Genomic DNA, 16,805 nt, shown 5'->3' on the forward strand with positions numbered 1-16,805 from the left:
GCGAACGGGTTGGATGACCTGCACGAATCACTGCATTCAGATGCCATCGATCTATCAACTGAAGCCTGCATTTCAGAACCTTCTGAGACCGCTGGTGAGCGGACTGCATCGCGCAGGGTTCACCGCCAATCAGGTGACGCTGACGGCGATGTTCGTCTCGGTGTGTCTCGCGGCTTTTCTCTACTTTTTTCACTTCCGCAGCGGCATCCCCTCCGCGTGGCTGCTGCTGTTTCCCGCATGGATGCTGGTGCGCATGGCCTTCAATGCCATCGACGGCATGCTCGCGCGCGAGTTTGGACAGCAGTCGACGCTCGGCGCGTACTACAACGAGCTTTGCGATGTGGTCTCCGACACCGCGCTCTATGCATGCTTCGCCGCTTTTGCGGCCATCGATCCGTGGCTGCTGTTCGCGGTCGTGTTTCTGGCGGGGCTCAGCGAATACGCGGGCGTGATGGCGCCGCTGGTGGGTGCCGAGCGCCGCTATGACGGCCCCATGGGCAAGAGCGACCGGGCGTTCGCGTTCGGCCTGATCGCCGTGGTGCTGGTGGCCGCGCCCATGCTGGGCGCATCGCCGCAACTGCTCTCCCACATCTGCAGCGTGCTGCTGGCCGTCGTCGCCGGGCTGCTGCTGCGAACCATCTTCAACCGGATCAGAAACGGCGTATCCACGGCGCGCACGGCACGCTGAGTGCGCGGAATCCATCGTTCACATCATCGTCATCATCGGGTTTCAGGTCCATCCACATGGGAGGGTGCATGAGAGTCAACAGCCAGCATCGGTTTGTGAGTCATGACGGAACGGAGCTGTTCTTCCAGCGCTGGCAGGCCAGCGAGCCCGGGGCGCAGAAGAAGGCGGTGCTGCTGTTCCATCGCGGACACGAGCATTCGGGGCGCATGGCGCATCTGGTGGACGAGCTCGATCTGCCGGACTTCGATGTCTATGCATGGGATGCGCGCGGCCATGGCCAGTCGCCCGGCGAACGCGGCGACGCGCCGTCGTTCTCGGCATGCGTGGAGGACATCGAGCATTTCACAAGACACCTGCAGGATGCGTTCGGCGTGCCCACCGAGAACATGGCCATCGTCGCGCAGAGCGTGGGCGCCGTGCTGGCCGCCACCTGGGTGCACGACTACGCGCCGAAGATCCGCGCGCTGTGTCTGGCCTCGCCCGCGTTCGACATCAAGCTCTATGTGCCGCTCGCCCGGCCCGGTCTCACGCTGCTGCACAAGCTGCGCGGCAACTTCTTCATCACGAGCTATGTGAAGTCCGGCATGCTCACGCACGACAAGGAACGTGCCGCCGCCTACGACACCGATCCGCAGATCGCGCGCGCTATTTCGGTGCGCATGCTGCTCGGACTGTACGAGGCGTCGGACCGCATCGTCGCGAGTTCGCAGGACATCCATGTGCCCACGCAGGTGCTGTCGTCGGGCTCGGATTTCGTGGTGCAGCGCAAGCCGCAGTTCGCGTTCTATCAGCGGCTTTCGCATCCGCTCAAGGAGTTCCACACGCTGCCCGGCTTCTATCACGACACGCTCGGCGAGAAGGACCGCGTGATCGCGGTGCGCAAGATCCGGCGCTTCATCACGCAGTGCTTTTCCGAGCCTTATGCGGCACCTGATGTGCTCAATGCGGACCGCATCGGTTCGGGCTGCGCGCTGGCCGAGGAGCTCAGCACGCCGTTGCCCAAAGGCTCGCTGCGCGACCGCTACTGGAAGATGGCGAAGGCCAACCTCCGATTCGGCAGCCGCTTTTCCGCAGGCCTCAAGATCGGCGAGGACACGGGTTATGACTCGGGCAGCACGCTCGATTTCGTTTACCGCAACCGGCCCGAGAGCAAGGGGGCTCTTGGCAAGCTGATGGACAGGCAGTATCTCAACGCCATCGGCTGGCGCGGCATTCGCGTGCGCAAGACGCTGATCGAGCGGCTGCTGCAGAAATACGCGAAGCGGCTCGCCGAGCAGGGCAAACCGGTACGCATGCTCGACATCGCTTCGGGCCACGGTCGCTACATCCTCGACGCCGTGGCCGCGTTCGCGCAGCGCCCGGCGTCGATTCTGCTGCGCGACTACAGCGACATCAACGTCGCGGCCGGACAGAAGCTGATCGCCGAGCGCGGCTTGTCGGACATCGCGCAGTTCGTGCATGGCGATGCGTTCAACACGGAATCGCTCGCCAGCATCGAGCCCCGCGTCACGCTCGCCGTGGTGTCGGGCCTCTACGAACTGTTCAACGACAACGACCTGCTGCGCCGCTCGCTCAAGGGATTGCAGCAGGCGGTAGAGCAGGGCGGCTATCTGGTCTACACCTGCCAGATCTGGCATCCGCAGCAGGAGCTCATCGCGCGCGCGCTCACCTCGCACCGCCAGGGCGACGCGTGGGTGATGCGCATGCGCTCACAGGCCGAGATGGACGCGCTGGTCGAGCGGGCGGGCTTTCGCAAGGTCGATCAGTGCATCGACGAGTTCGGCATCTTCACCGTCGCCGTGGCGCAGAAGCTGTGATGGCGATGCGCGATTCCATCACCAGAGAGACCGGCGTGTGGAAGCGCGGCGTGCTGTATCTGCTGTGTCTTGCGCCGTTCTTCTTTCTGACCTACGGCTTCGCAAACCAGCATGCGGCGGGGCTTGCGGACGTGCGCAGCATCGTTTTCGCGTGGGAACACCACATCCCGCTGTGGCCGTGGACAATTGTTCCCTACTGGTCCATCGACCTGTTCTACGGCCTGTCGCTGCTGCTGTGCTGGAGTCGTTTCGAGCTGCGCCAGCAAGCGCTGCGGCTGTTCACCGCGCAGGTGATTTCGATTGTCTGCTTTGTGCTGTTTCCGCTCAAGTTCAGCTTCGAGCGTCCACCGCTTGAGGGCTTCTTCGGGCTGTGGTTCGATGTGCTCATGGGTTTCGACAAGCCGTTCAACCAGGCACCCTCGCTGCACATCGTGCTGCTCATCATCCTGTGGGATTTCTACCGCCGCCATGTGAGCGCGGGCTGGGCGTGGCTGGTGCATCTGTGGTGCGCGCTGATCGGGCTGTCGGTGCTCACCACATGGCAGCATCATTTCATCGACATTCCCACGGGGCTGCTGGTCGGCGCGCTGTGCATGTGGCTGTATCCGCTCGCCGTGAAGTCGCCATTCGAGCGAGATGCGCTGGCGGTGCGGACCGCGCAGCATCTGCGGATCAGCGGATGGTATCTGCTGGCCTGCATGCTGCTTGTGGCCGTTGCGTTTGTAGAAGGCGGTGGCTGGCTGTGGCTGCTCTATCCCGCGGTGAGCCTGCTGCTGGTTGCGCTGGCCTATCTGCTGGTGCGGCCGCACTGGTTTCAAAAGCGCGAGGACGGCGCGATGACCGTCGCGAGCGTGCTGCTCTTCGCGCCGTATTTCGCGGGCGCGTGGATCAACAGCCGCGCATGGACGCGTGCACACCCCCAGGACTCGCGCGTCGGTGAATGGCAGGGCGTGAGCCTGCATCTCGGACGCATTCCGTCGGCGCGTGATGCGGCGGAATACGATGCGCTGTTTGACTGCGCGGCGGAGCTGCCGGTCATGCGGCATCCAGCGGCGTATGCGCAGCATCTGTCGCTCGACATGGTGACCTTGTCGGCGGCGCAACTGGTGCTGGCCGCCGAGCGGCTCGACGCCTTGATCGCGTTGCATGAGCCGCGCGGACTGCTGGTGTTCTGCGCGCTGGGTTACTCGCGCAGCGCAGCCGTGCTGTGCGCGTGGCTGATCACATCGGGGCGAGCGGATTCCGTGGACGCTGCAGTCGCGCTCATTCGGCAGGCAAGGCCCTGGATCGTGCTGCGGGCCGAGCAACTGGTGCAACTGCAGCGCGTGGCCGGCATGAACAAAGGGGAGCGTGTGCGATGACGATGCAGCTTCATGTGCTGGCGCGGCTTCTGCGCCATGCCGATTCGGTGCTCCGGTCCGCCTATCTCGCGTTCGCGTTCACGCTGCTCGCGTGGATCGTGCGCGGCAGCCAGTCCGTCGTCTGCTGGGTGCTGGTGGCGCTCGCGATGCTGCTGATCGCGCTGCAGCACTATGTCGCGGTGCGGGTGAAGTTCGATGCTGATCTGCTCGAGCATGTGGCGCGCCTGATCGACTCCGGCACCAGCGAGCGCGGTGCCACGCAGATGCTTGACGACAGCCTTGTGCAATTCGGACTGATGCCCGAAGCCAAGGCAAAGCGCGGCTGGAGCCTGCGCTTTGCAGGTTGTCTGCGACTCTTCAAATGGCAGATCGGACTGCTCGCGCTGCAATACCTGCTGATGGTTGCCACCGTGATCGTCTGCACTTCCCCGCCGCTGTGAGACGATGGCGTGCAGTTTCCCGTGAATGGATTGGAAAGATGAGTTCAAGCAACAACGTCATCCTGCGAACACTGGGGCGCGGCGTCGCGTTTCTCACGCGCAGCAGCGCGCGTCTGCTGACGGGTGCGCGCAGCATCTGGTATGGCAGCAAGCCATCGACCGAGCAGCGCATCTATTTCGCGAACCACAACAGCCATATCGACTTCATTCTGCTGTGGGCGTCGCTGCCGCGCTTCATGCGGCAGAACACGCGGCCGATTGCTGCATCGGACTATTGGCTCAAGGATGGGCTGCGGCGCTTTCTGATCCAGGACACCTTCCACGGCGTGACGATCAACCGCCACCGCGAGGGACAGTCCGATCCGCTGCAGCCTGTGAAGGACGCGCTCGCCAATGGCTTCTCGATCATCTTCTTCCCCGAAGGCACGCGCAATCTCGAGGACGATGTGGATCTGCTGGAATTCCGCAGCGGGCTCTTTTACTTGAAGGAGGCGTTTCCCGACGTCGAACTCGTGCCGGTGTGGATCACCAACCTGCGCCGCGTGATGCCCAAGGGCGCGCTGATTCCGGTGCCGCTGCTGTCCACGGTGATCTTCGGTGCGCCGCTCGCGCGCCAGGAAGGCATGGCCAAGTCGGAGTATCTGCAGTACGCGGCGGCCGAGCTTCTGAAGCTCAAGGAGGTGCAGGAATGACCCCCGCCTACGCATCGCAGACCTATCTTCTGTTCGGCATTCTCGCGGCCATCCTGATCTTCGCGTCCACCGTCGGCTGGGTGCTCAAGCGACGCGCGGGGCCCGTGCCGTCGCCCGTCATCGTCAACCTCGTCTCGCGCATCAACGCGTGGTGGGTGATGATGACGCTGATCGCCGTCGCCATCGTGCTCGGCAAGGGCGCGTTCATCGCGCTGTTCGCGCTGATTTCGCTGTTCGCGCTGATTTCGCTGTTTGCGCTGCGGGAATTCATCAGCCTGCTGCCCACGCGGCGCGGCGACTATTTCTCGCTGCTGATCGCGTTCTACTTCGTCATTCCCTACCAGTACTTTCTGATCTACGCGGACTGGTACGGCATGTATTCGATCTTCATTCCGCTCTATGTCTTTCTGCTGCTGCCGATCGCAGGACTGAAGCAGGAGGACACCAAGCATTTTCTCGAGCGCAGCGCCAAGATCCAGTGGGGGCTGATGGTGTCGGTCTACTGCATCTCCTACCTGCCCGCGCTGGTGACGCTGGATCTCGCGGATTTCCATGGCGACAAGATCTGGCCCGCGATGTGGCTGATCTTCGTGGTGCAGGCGTCCGACGTGCTGCAGTACGTCTGCGGCAAGCTGTTCGGCAAGCACAAGGTAGCGCCCGTGCTCTCGCCGTCGAAGACGGTCGAGGGGCTTGTCGGCGGCATCCTGCTCGCCTCGGGCATCGGTGTGCTCATGTCATGGATGACGCCGTTCAGCCATCTGCAGGCCGCCGTCATCGCCTTCGTCGCCTGCGTGTTCGGCTTCTTCGGTGGACTCGTGATGTCGGCCATCAAACGCGACCGGGGCGTGAAGGACTGGGGGCAGCTGATACAGGGCCACGGCGGCATGCTGGACCGCATCGACTCAATCTGCTTTTCCGCACCGATCTTCTTTCACATGCTGCGCTACTGGTGGACCTGAGGTCAGCCCCGGTCGCCCTTCAACCCCATGATGAGCTGTGCCAGATAGGCCTCCGTGGCGGGCGGCAGCGCGCGTCCGCCGAGGGTCTGCACCTCGATGTCACGCAGGTCGAGGCCCGCGTCCGAGATCGGCTTGGCGAGCAGTTCTCCGCTGGCCACGAGATGGCGGACGCTGACCTCGCTCGACACACTGACGCCGCCGCTGTACTGCACGTACTTGAGCAGCGTCTGCGCATGGTTGCTGACGAGCACGGGCTCCAGCGCCAGCTCCTGGCGTGCGCAGGCCATGTCGACGACCTGGCGCACCGCCGTTTCTGCAGGCGGCAGCGCGAGCGGGTAGCGGGTGAGCTCGGCGAGCGAGACCTGTCGCCTGCGCGCGAGCGCGTGGCCCGGCGGAAGAATCGCGACCACCGGCGCGGACTGGCGGTGCACGACGTGGATGTCCTTGACCGGCGCGAGGCTGAAGCACAGGCCAATGTCGGCATCGCCCGCGAGCACCTTGCCGGGCACCTGCGCGGTGGGGCACATCAGCACCTCGAAGCGCACGCCCGGATAGTCCTGCTGGAAGCGCGCGCAGACGGCGGGAACGAGTTCGTTGGCGAAGGCGTCGGACGTGGCGATGCGCACGGCGCCCGCGCTCAGGTTGGCCAGCGCGTGGATGGCGTCGACCGCTTGCTCGGCCTCGAGGCTGATGCGCCGGGCGTGCCGCGCGAGAATGTCGCCCGCTGCGGTGGGTACCATGCCGCGCGCATGGCGTTCAAACAGCGGCGTCTCGAGCTGTGCTTCCAGATGTGCGATCTGGCGGCTGATGGCCGACATGGCCACGTGCAGTCGCTGAGACGCGAGGCTCACCGAGCCGCAGCGCGCGACCTCGAGAAAGTAGCGCAGGGCCGTGTCCTGCAGTTGATTGGTGGCCGACATGGGTTGGATTTCCGGTTTGCCTAATTCAATGCCGAGATTCTGCAGCATTGCCGTATCGGCAAACTGGATTTGCTGAATCTCTGATGGTGCGCCGGCCCTGCACCGCATAAGATGGACGTCCATTTTCTGAACCGAATCCGAGGGTGTCATGAACCAGTCCATTGCTGCTCGTGGAGCACAGAGTCCGGCGCCGCACGCAGGTCGCCGCGCCGTGTTGGGTGCCTTGCTGATCGCCGGCTGCGGCGGGCTCGGTGGTCTGGGCGCATCCGCCGCCTTGGCCGATCCCGCAGTGGACGCATGGCCGGGCAAGCCGGTGCGCCTAGTCGTGCCGTTTCCTGCAAGCGGCGCGACGGACCTGATCTCGCGCGTGATCGCCCAGCGCGTGTCGCAGGACTTGGGGCAGCAGTTCGTCGTCGACAACAAGCCCGGCGCGGGCGGCACCATCGGTGCGGCCGAGGCCGTGAAGGCCGCGCCCGATGGCACGACGCTGCTGTTCACCACCAGCAGCACGCATGCGATCTCGCCGCACCTCATGCCGCGCCTGAGCTACAACGTCGAGCAGGACTTCACTCCCATCGCCCATGTGGCCGATGCCGCCAGCGTGCTGCTGGTGACGCCGTCGCTGCCCGTGAAGAACGTGCAGGAGCTGATCGCCTACGCCAAGGCCAACCCCGGCAAGCTCAACTATGCGAGCAGCGGCAACGGCACCATCGTGCATCTGAACGCTCTCGAATTCGCGGCGCGCTCCGGCGTCAAGCTCACGCACGTGCCGTACAAGGGCACGGCGCAGTCCATCACCGATCTGGCGGCGGGGCAGGTGCATCTGCTGTTCGACTCGATTCCCACCGGCATGCCGCACGTGACCAGCGGCCGCCTCAAGGCGCTTGCCGTGACCAGCCTGCAGCGCAGCTCGCTCGTGCCCGATCTGCCGACGATCGCCGAATCCGGTCTGCCGGGCTATTCGTCGGTGACCTGGTTCGGCGTGTACGGACCGGCGGGCATGAAGCCCGAGCTGGCTGCGAAGATCAACGCCGCCTTCAACAAGGCGATCCAGAACCCCGAGGTCGCGGCGGCCCTCGCCAAGCTGGGCGCAGAGCCCGCCAAGGCAGGCACGCCCGCGCAATTCCATTCCATGGTGAAGGCCGACAGCGCACGCTGGGCCAAGGTCATCAAGGACAACCACATCACATTGGATTGAAACGAAGACATGTCTGAATCGACCCCCGCCATCAAGGATTGGGCGCTGCCCTACGCATCGCACCGCTCCTCCGTGCTTGGCCGCAACGTGGTCAGCACCTCGCAACCGCTGGCCGCGCAGGCCGGTCTGCGCATGCTGCTCGCGGGCGGCAACGCGGTGGATGCGGCCATCGCCGCCGCGATGACGCTGACCGTGGTCGAGCCCTCGGGCTGCGGCATCGGCAGCGACGCGTTCGCGATTCTCTGGGACGGCAAGGAGCTGCATGGGCTCAACGCATCGGGCCGCTCGCCCGCCGCGTGGACGCCCGAGTACTTCAAGAAGCTCGGCGGCATTCCCGAAAAGGGCTGGAACGGAGTGACCGTGCCGGGAGCGGTGTCCGCATGGGTGGAACTCTCCCGTCGTTTCGGCAAGCTGCCCTTCGAGCAGGTCGCGCAACCGGCCATCGACTACGCACGCAACGGCTTTCCGGTCTCGCCCGTGATCTCCACGCTGTGGGAACTGGGCGTGCAGAAGCTCGGTGAGCAGCCCGGCTTTGCCGAGTGCTTCATGCCCGAAGGCCGCGCGATGCGCGCCGGTGAAATCTTCAAAAGCGAGGCCCACGCGCGCACGCTCGAGCTGATCGCCAGAACCAAGGGCGAGGCCTTCTACCGCGGCGAGCTCGCCGAGAAGATGGCCGCGCATTGCAAGGCGAACGGCGGCGTGATGACGGTCGAGGACCTCGCAGCGCACAAGGCCGACTGGGTGGGCACGGTGTCGCAGCCCTTCGGCGATTCGGTGATCCACGAGATCCCGCCGAACGGTCAGGGCATCGCGACGCTGATGGCGCTCGGCATGCTCGATGAATGGGGCATCGGCGGCCAGCCGCTCGACAGCGCGGACACGGTGCACCTGCAGATCGAGGCGATGAAGCTCGCGCTGGCCGATCTGAACGAGTACAACGCCGACATGGACCACATGCGCGTGAAACCGCAGGAAGAGCTGCTCTCGCGCGACTACCTGCGCGAGCGCGCCAGGCTCATCGACCTGAAGCAGGCGGGCGATCCGGCGTACGGCGCACCGCAACGCGGCGGCACGGTGTATCTGGCGGCGGCGGACGAGAGCGGCATGATGGTGTCGTTCATCCAGTCCAACTACATGGGCTTCGGCTCGGGTGTGGTGGTGCCTGGCACCGGCATCAGTCTGCAGAACCGGGGCTGCGGCTTCACCACGCAAAGCGGCCACGCCAACGAGGTCGGCCCGAACAAGCGACCATCGCACACCATCATTCCCGCATTCGCGATGAATGCCGACGGCACGCCGCAGATGGCGTTCGGCGTGATGGGCGGCCCGATGCAGTCACAAGGCCATCTGCAGATGGCGCTGCGCGTGCTGCGCTACGGCCAGAATCCGCAGGCGGCAGCCGATGCGCCGCGCTGGCGCGTTACCGGCGGCAAGAAGGTCGCCGTCGAACCCGCGTTCGGTGCGGCCGTGATCGCCGAGTTGAGCGCGCGCGGCCACGACGTCGTCGTGGAAGAGGGCAATGGCGTGTTCGCCTTCGGCGGAGCGCAGTTGATCCTGCGTGATGGCGAGCACTACATCGCGGGCTCGGACCCGCGCAAGGACGGCCAGGCCGTGGGCTACTGAACGTCGGTCTCCCGCGTGCTCAGCGTGATTCGCGCACCGACAGCCACACGCTGAGCATGCCGCCCACCGCGATGGTGACCATGCCGATCACCGCCCAGTGGTCGGGGATGTGCCCGTACATCAGCCAGCCCGCGCAGAGCGCGAACGGAATCTGGCTGTAGAGAAACGGCGTGATCGTCGCGGGCCGTGCGTATTCATACGCCTTGAGCATCAGCAGATGACCGACGGCGCTGCCCAGGCCCATGCAGAACGCGCCCACCCACAGCGCAGGCGTCATGCCGCCGCTCCACGTCCACGGCAGCATCACGGTGGTGATCGCGAGGGCCAGCAGGCTGGTGTAGATCTGGGTGGTTTCGGGGCGCTCCTTGCCTGCCATTTCGCTGCTCACGATCTGGTAGGCGGTATTGGCCAGCAGCTGCAGCATCGGCCAGATCAGCGCGCCGACAGAGAAGTTGTCGCCACCGGGCCGGATGATGATCAGCGTGCCCGCAAATCCCACGAACACCAGCACCCAGCGCAGTCGGCTCACGGGCTGCTTGAGCCAGAGGGCTGCCACCAGCGTCATGGCGATGGGCGTCATCGCGACGATGGCGGTGAATTCCGCGAGCGGCAGATAACGCAGGCTCATCATCGCGCAGCCATTGCTCACGCAGAACAGCACGCCGCGCATGAGCTGAAAGCGCCAATGTCTGGCCTTGAAGATCGCCGTGCCCGAGCGGCTGGTGGCGAAGCTGATGGTGAAGATGCTCTGCAGGCAGTAGCGCAGCCACAGCGCCATGAAGATCGGCAGCAGCGAGCCCACGTATTTCGATCCCGCATCGAGCACCGAAAACGCGGCCGTGGCGGCGACGGTCAGCGCGATGCCGGTGATGGCCGAGGGGTGCATCCCGGTCGATGGGCGCGCGGCGGCGGAGGGCGGTGCGGGTTCTTGGTCGGAGGGCTGTGACACTGAAGTGGGCGCTGCGGGCAGGGGCTGGGGTGTGCGCGCACCGGTCGGCCCCCGACGGGGACGTTCACAGGCCGATGTGGCTCAAGCGGCCGATTATAAAAATCGTGTGCGTGCCCGGGCAGGCATTCAGCGAATGTGCCACAGAGCCGTGTCGCATTGCCGCACGCCGGAAACCGGCATTTCCCATCGGGTTTCTACTCGGTGTTAGCATTGAATGAGAATAATTATCAGTAAATACTCGGTTTGTTCTCGTTCAACCGCGCCGCCCGAATGCGTCGCTCAGGAGGTTCCGTCCATGTCTCTCAGTCACTGCAACCGTCGTCACACCTTGCTGGGCCTTGGCCTGGCGCTCGCCATGCCGGGAGTCGGCGCGCTGGCACAGGCGTCCAGAGTGACGGTCAAGGATGCTTCGGGCGAGGTGAGCGTGCCGCTCAAGCCGAAGACGGTGCTGGTGTACGACCTGGCCGCGCTTGACATCATCCAGTCGCTCGGCGGCGATGTGCAGGGCGTGCCGAACGTGGTGACGATGCCGAAGTTTCTGAGCCAGTACGCGGACGCGGCGAAGTATCCGCAGGTCGGCAGCCTCTTCGAGCCCGACTACGAAAAGCTCAAGGCGCTCAAGCCCGACCTGATCATCTCGGGCGGGCGCACCCTGCCCAAGCTCGCCGAGCTGCGCAAGTACGCGCCAGTGCTCGACATCACCATCGGCGACGGCAACCAGGTGCCCCAGGTCTTTCGCAACATCCGCGCGATTGCGGCGGCCTACGGCGTGCCCGAGAAGGGCGAGCAGGAGATCAGGCTCATCGAGCGGGAAATCGCCAGCGTGAAGTCCCGGGCGAGCGGCAAGGGCTCGATGCTGTTCGTGATGACCAACGGCGGCAAGATGAGCGTCTACGGCGCCGGCTCGCGCTTCGACATGCTCTACAGCACCTTTGGCGCCACGCCGGTCAAGGACAAGATCGAGGTGTCCAAGCACGGTCAGGCGGTGTCGTTCGAATATCTGCTCAAGACCAACCCCGACTGGCTGCTGGTGCTCGACCGCGACGCGGCGATCGGTCGCGAAGGCGCCTCCGCCGAACAACTGCTGGACAACAAGCTGGTGCATGCCACCAAGGCCTGGCGCAACAAGCAGGTCGTCTATCTGAACGCGATGAACTGGTACGTGCTCTCCAACGCCGGACCCACGGCGATCAAGGAAAATCTGAAGCAGCTGTCCGATGCGTTTGCGCCGGCGATGTGATGGACCGACGGCGCGCTTGAACGCGTTGGCATGGAGCGGGGCCCTCGTGGCCCTTTTCGCACTGGCGCTGGCGAGTCTCGCGGTGGGCGTGAGCGACGTGTCCTGGGATACGCTGTGGTCCGACAGTGAGGACGATCTGGTCGCGCAGGTGCTGGTCTACAGCCGCGTTCCGCGCACGCTTGCACTCCTGCTCGCGGGCTCGGCGATGGCGGTCGCGGGGCTGCTCATGCAGATGCTGGCGCGCAACCATTTCGTCGAGCCGTCGACCGTCGGCACGGTGGAGTCCGCGACGCTCGGCATGATGGTGACGATGCTGTTCGCGCCGCAGCTGCCGGTGTTCGCCAAGATGGGAGTGGCGGCGCTGTTCGCGCTTGCGGGCAGCGCGCTGTTTCTCGCGGTGCTGTCGCGCATCCGGTTGCGCTCCGCGTGGATCGTGCCGCTGGTCGGCCTGATTCTGGCGGGCGTGATCGAGGCCGCCACCACCTTCGTCGCCTACCAGTTCGACATGATCCAGGTGCTGCGCGCCTGGTCGAACGGCGACTTCTCGACCATCGTCGATGGCCGCTACGAAATGCTCTGGCTGTCGCTGGCCGCCACCATCGCGGCGTGCTTCGCGGCGGACCGCTTCACGGTCGCGGGGCTCGGCGAATCGTTCGCGACCAATCTCGGACTGAACTACCGCGCGCTGGTCTGGCAGGGGCTGCTGGTGGTGGCGCTGGTCACCGCGTGCGTGGTGGTCACCGTCGGCGGCATTCCGTTCGTGGGGCTGATCGTGCCCAACATCGTGCGTCTGGTGGTGGGCGACAACGTGCGCCGCAACGTGCTCTGGGTCGCTGTGCTGGGCGCTGGCCTGACGATGGCCTGCGATCTGCTCGGGCGACTGCTGATCGCGCCCTACGAGATTCCCGTCGGCACGGTGATGGGCGTGGTCGGCAGCGCGCTGTTCCTCGGCATCCTGCTGCGCCAGCGCCGAATGGCGGGAGGCTGAACGTGGCCAAGCTGCATTCCCTCTGGCGCATGCCGGCATTCCGTCTGGCCATTCTGCTGGTGCCGGCGCTGGTCGCCGTCGCCGCCTTCATGACTGTGGCGGTCGAGGTCGAGTGGTCCTTCATCCTGCAGCACCGGGGCGCGAAACTGCTGTCGATGGCACTGGTGGCGGCGGCGCTCGGCATGTCCACCGTGGTGTTCCAGACGGTGACGCACAACACCATTCTCACGCCTGCGGTGATGGGGCTGGACGCGCTGTATCTCTTCCTGCAGGCGCTGCTGGTGCTGCTGCTCACGTCGGCGGGCGTGGTGGCGCTCGGCGGGGTCAACAAGTTTTTTCTTGAGCTGGTGCTGATGGTGGCGCTCAGCATGTGTCTGGTGCGCTGGCTGTTTGCGGGCAATGCGAGCAGCCTGCATCTGATGCTGCTGGTCGGCATCGTGGTGGGCATTCTGTTTCGCAGCCTCACGAGCTTTGCGATGCGCATGATCGATCCCAACGAGTTCAGCTCGTTGCAGGACCGCATGTTCGCGAATTTCAACACGGTCCAGTCCGCGCTGCTGTTGCCATCGGCGGTGCTGATGCTGTTTGGCGCGGCCTTCTTCTGGCGCAGACGCCATGTGCTGGACGTGCTGGCGCTCGGGCGCGATGCGGCGATCAATCTGGGCGTGGACTACCGCCGCGCGGTGCTGCAGCTGCTGGTGGTGGTGTGCGCGATGGTCGCGCTCTCGACCGCGCTGGTCGGGCCGGTGACCTTCTTCGGGCTGCTGGTGGCGAACATGGCCTATCAATGGATGGGCACGCGCCGCCACGTCTGGGTGCTGCCGGCGGTGGTGCTCTGGGGCGTGATTCTGCTGCTGGGTGGACAGGTGATTCTGGAGCGCGTGATGGGATTCAATTCCGCGATTTCGGTGGTGGTGGAATTTGTCGGAGGACTGGTGTTCATCTTTTTGTTGATGCGCGGAGGACGGGCATGATCGCGACCCGTGAACTCGTCAAGCGCCATGGCGAGACGACGGTGCTGCATGGCGTGTCCGTGCAGATTCCGGAGAAGCGCTTCACGGCCATCATCGGCCCCAACGGTGCGGGCAAGAGCACGCTGCTGTCGTTGATCAGTCGGCTGATGCCGATGAGCGCGGGCAGCGCGCAGGTGCAGGGGCTCGATGTCGCGAAGACCGCCAGCGACGCGCTCGCCCGCGTGCTGGCGATTCTTCGCCAGGACAACCAGTCCACGCTGCGCCTGACGGTGCGCGATCTGGTCGGCTTCGGCCGGTTTCCGCACAGCAAGGGCCGCATGACGCCGGACGACGTGCGGCATGTGGACGAGGCGCTGCGTTTCCTGCAGCTCGAGGCGCTGGAGGATCGCTATCTCGATGAGCTATCGGGCGGCCAGCGCCAGCGTGCCTACATCGCGATGGTGCTGTGCCAGGACACGCCCTATGTGCTGCTTGACGAGCCGCTCAACAATCTCGACATGGCGCACGCGGTGACGATGATGAAACTGCTGCGGCGGCTGGTGCAGGAGAAGGGCAAGACCGTGGTCGTCGTGCTGCACGACATCAACTTCGCGAGCTGTTACGCCGACCACATCATCGCGATGAAGGATGGCAGCGTGGCGCATGACGGCGACACGCGCAGCGTCGTGCGCGAGGATGTGCTGAGTGCGCTCTACGGCATCGAGGTGACGGTGCACGAGATCCGCGGGCAGCGCATCTGCCACTACTTCGCGTGACCGGCTCTGGTGGATTCGGCTTAACAAACTCTTGCGTGTTGGATGGCTGAAGCGCCCCTGTGGCGCTGCATACTCCCTGAATATTTTCAAATGTGAACTCAGGAGACAACGCATGCCACGCCAACCCGTCCACCGCTCCTCTCTCGCATTGCTCGGGCGCCGCGCATTCGTCGTCTCCGCCATCGTGCTCGCGGCCGGTTGCGCGCAATCGCCGCCGCAGCAACAACAGGCCCAGAGCGAAGGCGCAGCGGAGGCAGTGCGGGTGATGACTTCCGGCGGCTTTGCAGAAGCGCACCAGCGGCTCGCGCCCGAGTTCTCCAGGGCCAACGGCATGGTGGTCGAGACCGTGCTGGGCTCGTCGATGGGTTCGTCGCCCACGTCGATTCCCAATCGCCTGGAGAAGGGCGAGATCGCGGACGTGGTGATCCTTGCGCGCACGTCGCTCGACCAGCTCGCGGCGCAGGGCTATGTGAAGCAGGGCTCGCAGATCGACCTCGTGCGTTCAGCCATCGGCCTGTCGGTGAAGAAGGGCGCGCCAGTGCCGGACATCAGCACCGAGGAGAAATTCAAGCACGTGCTGCTCAACGCGAAAAGCATTGCCTATTCGGCCAGCGCGAGCGGCACTTACTTCGAGACCACGATGCTCAAGAAGCTCGGCATCCACGACCAGGTCATGCCCAAGAGCCGCAAGATCGTGACCGAGCGCGTGGGCACCATCGTCGCGCGCGGCGAGGCCGAAATCGGCCTGCAGCAGGTCAGCGAGCTGCTGCCGATCCAGGGCACGACCTTCGTCGGCAAGATCCCCGAATCGGTGCAGCAGTACACCTTTTTCTCGGCAGGCGTGGCGCGGACTTCGACCAATGCCAGAGGCTTGGAGGCGCTGCTGAAGTACTACACCTCGCCCGAGGCGCGCAAGACCATCGAGGACACGGGGCTCGAGCCCGTCGCGACGCCGCGATGACATAGGGAACTTCTGCACGCGTTGATCTCGTTCGTGCAGAGGAGCCCTGGGGTAGATGCTTATGCGCAAAGGTTCTTAGAAGATTTCCGCGCTTGGATAGCGCCAAAGCTTATTGGCGCAAAACGCGCTCGATTTCTAGACTTGATTTCCTGTTGTGAATGGTTCGGAATGAACAAGGAAATCGAAATGAGTCAGTCGGGCACGCTTTATCTTCGCCGCCGCGCTTTGGGTTGGTTGTCTTTTGCGGCAATGGTGTGCCCTGTCCCTGTGATGGCGCTGGCCAATGCGCCCGCCGCCGACGCGGCCTGGCCCAGCCGGCCGATCACGCTGGTCGTGCCCTACACGCCGGGCGGCACGAACGACAACGTCGCGCGGCTGATTGCCGAGAAGGTGTCCGCGCGTGCCGGTCAGCCGGTGATCATCGACTACAAGCCGGGCGCGGGAGGCACCATCGGTGCGCAGTTCGTCGCAAAGGCGAAGCCCGATGGCTACACGCTGCTCAACGCTTCCATTGGCAATCTCGCGATTGCGCCGCAGCTTGTGCCGGTGCATTTCGATCCGTTCAAATCCTTCCAGTCCATTGCCTATGTGGGCAACGGCATCACGACCTTCGCGGTGCGCCCGGACTTTCCGGCGAAGAACCTCAAGGAGCTGGTGGAGTACGCGAAGAAGCATCCGGTCTCGCTCGGCACTTCGGGCGTCGGCACGCCGGGCCACATGGCGGGTGAATACTTTCAGCAGCTCACCGGCATCCAGCTGCAGCATGTGCCCTACAAGGGCAGCGCGGCGGCGATCAACGACGCCATCGGCGGGCATGTCGATCTGGTGATCGACCCGCTGTCCACCACGTTCGTGCGCGGCGGCAAGCTCAAGGCGCTCGCGTACTTCGGCACCGATGCGCCGCCCGAGGGCGTGAGCGGCGTGCAGTCCGTCGTGCAGCAGGGCTTCAAACAGTGGGACAGCGCGTTTGGGGGCTCTTTTCTCTGGACCGCGCCCGCAGGTCTGCCCGAGCCGATTCGCCAGAAGCTGACGCAGTGGGTGCTCGATGCCATTGCCGATCCCGAAGTGCGCAAGGCGCTCGTCAACGTGCAGGTCAACCCCGTGCCGCAGGGTGCCGAGGAGACGACCGCCATCGTGCGCAAGATGCACGGGATCGCGCAGAGCGTGTTCGGTTCGGGCGCCGTGGCGGTCAACGACAAGAGCGGCAAATCGCCGGCCGACGGCAAAGCGAAGAACTGAC

Annotated in this window: 16 protein-coding genes; 14 read left to right on the top strand and 2 right to left on the bottom strand. The window is 64.8% G+C overall.

The window, feature by feature from the left end; translation table 11 throughout:
- The first annotated feature begins 40 nt into the window (after positions 1–40).
- The 6 genes from ISG32_RS00295 (at position 41) to ISG32_RS00320 (ending at position 5,957) form a co-directional block, all read left to right on the top strand.
- A complete protein-coding gene (locus ISG32_RS00295) occupies positions 41–688 on the top strand; it encodes a CDP-alcohol phosphatidyltransferase family protein (RefSeq protein ID WP_194769045.1) in 648 nt (215 codons plus the stop codon).
- A gap of 68 nt (positions 689–756) precedes the next feature.
- Positions 757–2,505: a bifunctional alpha/beta hydrolase/class I SAM-dependent methyltransferase gene (locus tag ISG32_RS00300; protein ID WP_194769046.1), complete on the top strand. Its 1,749-nt coding sequence runs from the start codon at positions 757–759 to the stop codon at positions 2,503–2,505.
- Positions 2,505–3,866 carry a phosphatase PAP2/dual specificity phosphatase family protein gene (locus ISG32_RS00305; protein ID WP_228529507.1) on the top strand — a complete coding sequence of 454 codons (1,362 nt, stop codon included), beginning with the start codon at positions 2,505–2,507 and terminating at the stop codon, positions 3,864–3,866. The genes ISG32_RS00300 and ISG32_RS00305 overlap by 1 nt, the downstream gene beginning before the upstream one ends.
- Positions 3,863–4,306 carry a hypothetical protein gene (locus ISG32_RS00310; RefSeq protein ID WP_194769047.1) on the top strand — a complete coding sequence of 148 codons (444 nt, stop codon included), beginning with the start codon at positions 3,863–3,865 and terminating at the stop codon, positions 4,304–4,306. The genes ISG32_RS00305 and ISG32_RS00310 overlap by 4 nt, the downstream gene beginning before the upstream one ends.
- A 38-nt stretch (positions 4,307–4,344) precedes the next feature.
- Complete coding sequence (locus ISG32_RS00315; RefSeq protein ID WP_194769048.1) at positions 4,345–4,998, top strand: lysophospholipid acyltransferase family protein; 654 nt, start codon at positions 4,345–4,347, stop codon at positions 4,996–4,998.
- Complete coding sequence (locus ISG32_RS00320; protein ID WP_194769049.1) at positions 4,995–5,957, top strand: phosphatidate cytidylyltransferase; 963 nt, start codon at positions 4,995–4,997, stop codon at positions 5,955–5,957. Before ISG32_RS00315 ends, ISG32_RS00320 begins: the two co-directional genes overlap by 4 nt.
- A gap of 2 nt (positions 5,958–5,959) precedes the next feature.
- On the opposite strand, the gene ISG32_RS00325 is transcribed toward ISG32_RS00320, so the two are convergent.
- Positions 5,960–6,877 (bottom strand): LysR family transcriptional regulator, encoded by a 918-nt coding sequence (locus ISG32_RS00325; RefSeq protein WP_194769050.1) that lies wholly within the window; start codon positions 6,875–6,877, stop codon positions 5,960–5,962.
- 148 nt (positions 6,878–7,025) lie between these two features.
- Between ISG32_RS00325 and ISG32_RS00330 the strand changes: the two genes are divergently transcribed.
- Both ISG32_RS00330 and ISG32_RS00335 read left to right on the top strand, forming a co-directional pair.
- The gene (locus tag ISG32_RS00330) at positions 7,026–8,075 is read left to right on the top strand and encodes a Bug family tripartite tricarboxylate transporter substrate binding protein (protein WP_194769051.1); all 1,050 of its coding nucleotides are present in this window, start codon (positions 7,026–7,028) and stop codon (positions 8,073–8,075) included.
- A 9-nt stretch (positions 8,076–8,084) separates the two neighbouring features.
- Positions 8,085–9,698: a gamma-glutamyltransferase family protein gene (locus ISG32_RS00335; RefSeq protein ID WP_194769052.1), complete on the top strand. Its 1,614-nt coding sequence runs from the start codon at positions 8,085–8,087 to the stop codon at positions 9,696–9,698.
- A 19-nt stretch (positions 9,699–9,717) separates the two neighbouring features.
- Here the strand turns inward: ISG32_RS00335 and ISG32_RS00340 are convergent, their stop codons facing one another.
- A complete protein-coding gene (locus ISG32_RS00340; RefSeq protein ID WP_194769675.1) occupies positions 9,718–10,584 on the bottom strand; it encodes a DMT family transporter in 867 nt (288 codons plus the stop codon).
- Positions 10,585–10,942: 358 nt separating this feature from the next.
- Here ISG32_RS00340 and ISG32_RS00345 point away from each other — a divergent pair, with 358 nt between their 5' ends.
- The 6 genes from ISG32_RS00345 (at position 10,943) to ISG32_RS00370 (ending at position 16,804) form a co-directional block, all read left to right on the top strand.
- Positions 10,943–11,887 carry a siderophore ABC transporter substrate-binding protein gene (locus ISG32_RS00345; RefSeq protein ID WP_194769053.1) on the top strand — a complete coding sequence of 315 codons (945 nt, stop codon included), beginning with the start codon at positions 10,943–10,945 and terminating at the stop codon, positions 11,885–11,887.
- Positions 11,865–12,875 (top strand): ABC transporter permease, encoded by a 1,011-nt coding sequence (locus tag ISG32_RS00350; protein WP_194769054.1) that lies wholly within the window; start codon positions 11,865–11,867, stop codon positions 12,873–12,875. Before ISG32_RS00345 ends, ISG32_RS00350 begins: the two co-directional genes overlap by 23 nt.
- A 29-nt stretch (positions 12,876–12,904) precedes the next feature.
- On the top strand, positions 12,905–13,849 hold the full coding sequence (locus ISG32_RS00355; protein WP_194769676.1) for an iron chelate uptake ABC transporter family permease subunit: 945 nt from the start codon (positions 12,905–12,907) through the stop codon (positions 13,847–13,849).
- The gene (locus ISG32_RS00360) at positions 13,846–14,604 is read left to right on the top strand and encodes an iron ABC transporter ATP-binding protein (RefSeq protein ID WP_194769055.1); all 759 of its coding nucleotides are present in this window, start codon (positions 13,846–13,848) and stop codon (positions 14,602–14,604) included. Before ISG32_RS00355 ends, ISG32_RS00360 begins: the two co-directional genes overlap by 4 nt.
- A 112-nt stretch (positions 14,605–14,716) precedes the next feature.
- Positions 14,717–15,565 (top strand): substrate-binding domain-containing protein, encoded by an 849-nt coding sequence (locus tag ISG32_RS00365; protein ID WP_194769056.1) that lies wholly within the window; start codon positions 14,717–14,719, stop codon positions 15,563–15,565.
- Positions 15,566–15,751: 186 nt separating this feature from the next.
- On the top strand, positions 15,752–16,804 hold the full coding sequence (locus ISG32_RS00370) for a tripartite tricarboxylate transporter substrate binding protein (RefSeq protein ID WP_228529508.1): 1,053 nt from the start codon (positions 15,752–15,754) through the stop codon (positions 16,802–16,804).
- Position 16,805 lies beyond the last annotated feature (1 nt).

It is taken from the genome of Diaphorobacter caeni (assembly GCF_015354245.1).
GTDB lineage: Bacteria > Pseudomonadota > Gammaproteobacteria > Burkholderiales > Burkholderiaceae_C > Diaphorobacter_A > Diaphorobacter_A caeni.

Bases quoted from the DNA above. Each gene is read 5' to 3' on its own strand.
- ISG32_RS00295 (WP_194769045.1), top strand. From the start codon at position 41: ATGCCATCGATCTATCAACTGAAGCCTGCATTTCAGAACCTTCTGAGA.
- ISG32_RS00300 (WP_194769046.1), top strand. From the start codon at position 757: ATGAGAGTCAACAGCCAGCATCGGTTTGTGAGTCATGACGGAACGGAG.
- ISG32_RS00305 (WP_228529507.1), top strand. From the start codon at position 2,505: ATGGCGATGCGCGATTCCATCACCAGAGAGACCGGCGTGTGGAAGCGC.
- ISG32_RS00310 (WP_194769047.1), top strand. From the start codon at position 3,863: ATGACGATGCAGCTTCATGTGCTGGCGCGGCTTCTGCGCCATGCCGAT.
- ISG32_RS00315 (WP_194769048.1), top strand. From the start codon at position 4,345: ATGAGTTCAAGCAACAACGTCATCCTGCGAACACTGGGGCGCGGCGTC.
- ISG32_RS00320 (WP_194769049.1), top strand. From the start codon at position 4,995: ATGACCCCCGCCTACGCATCGCAGACCTATCTTCTGTTCGGCATTCTC.
- ISG32_RS00325 (WP_194769050.1), bottom strand. From the start codon at position 6,877: ATGTCGGCCACCAATCAACTGCAGGACACGGCCCTGCGCTACTTTCTC.
- ISG32_RS00330 (WP_194769051.1), top strand. From the start codon at position 7,026: ATGAACCAGTCCATTGCTGCTCGTGGAGCACAGAGTCCGGCGCCGCAC.
- ISG32_RS00335 (WP_194769052.1), top strand. From the start codon at position 8,085: ATGTCTGAATCGACCCCCGCCATCAAGGATTGGGCGCTGCCCTACGCA.
- ISG32_RS00340 (WP_194769675.1), bottom strand. From the start codon at position 10,584: ATGCACCCCTCGGCCATCACCGGCATCGCGCTGACCGTCGCCGCCACG.
- ISG32_RS00345 (WP_194769053.1), top strand. From the start codon at position 10,943: ATGTCTCTCAGTCACTGCAACCGTCGTCACACCTTGCTGGGCCTTGGC.
- ISG32_RS00350 (WP_194769054.1), top strand. From the start codon at position 11,865: ATGCGTTTGCGCCGGCGATGTGATGGACCGACGGCGCGCTTGAACGCG.
- ISG32_RS00355 (WP_194769676.1), top strand. From the start codon at position 12,905: ATGCCGGCATTCCGTCTGGCCATTCTGCTGGTGCCGGCGCTGGTCGCC.
- ISG32_RS00360 (WP_194769055.1), top strand. From the start codon at position 13,846: ATGATCGCGACCCGTGAACTCGTCAAGCGCCATGGCGAGACGACGGTG.
- ISG32_RS00365 (WP_194769056.1), top strand. From the start codon at position 14,717: ATGCCACGCCAACCCGTCCACCGCTCCTCTCTCGCATTGCTCGGGCGC.
- ISG32_RS00370 (WP_228529508.1), top strand. From the start codon at position 15,752: ATGAGTCAGTCGGGCACGCTTTATCTTCGCCGCCGCGCTTTGGGTTGG.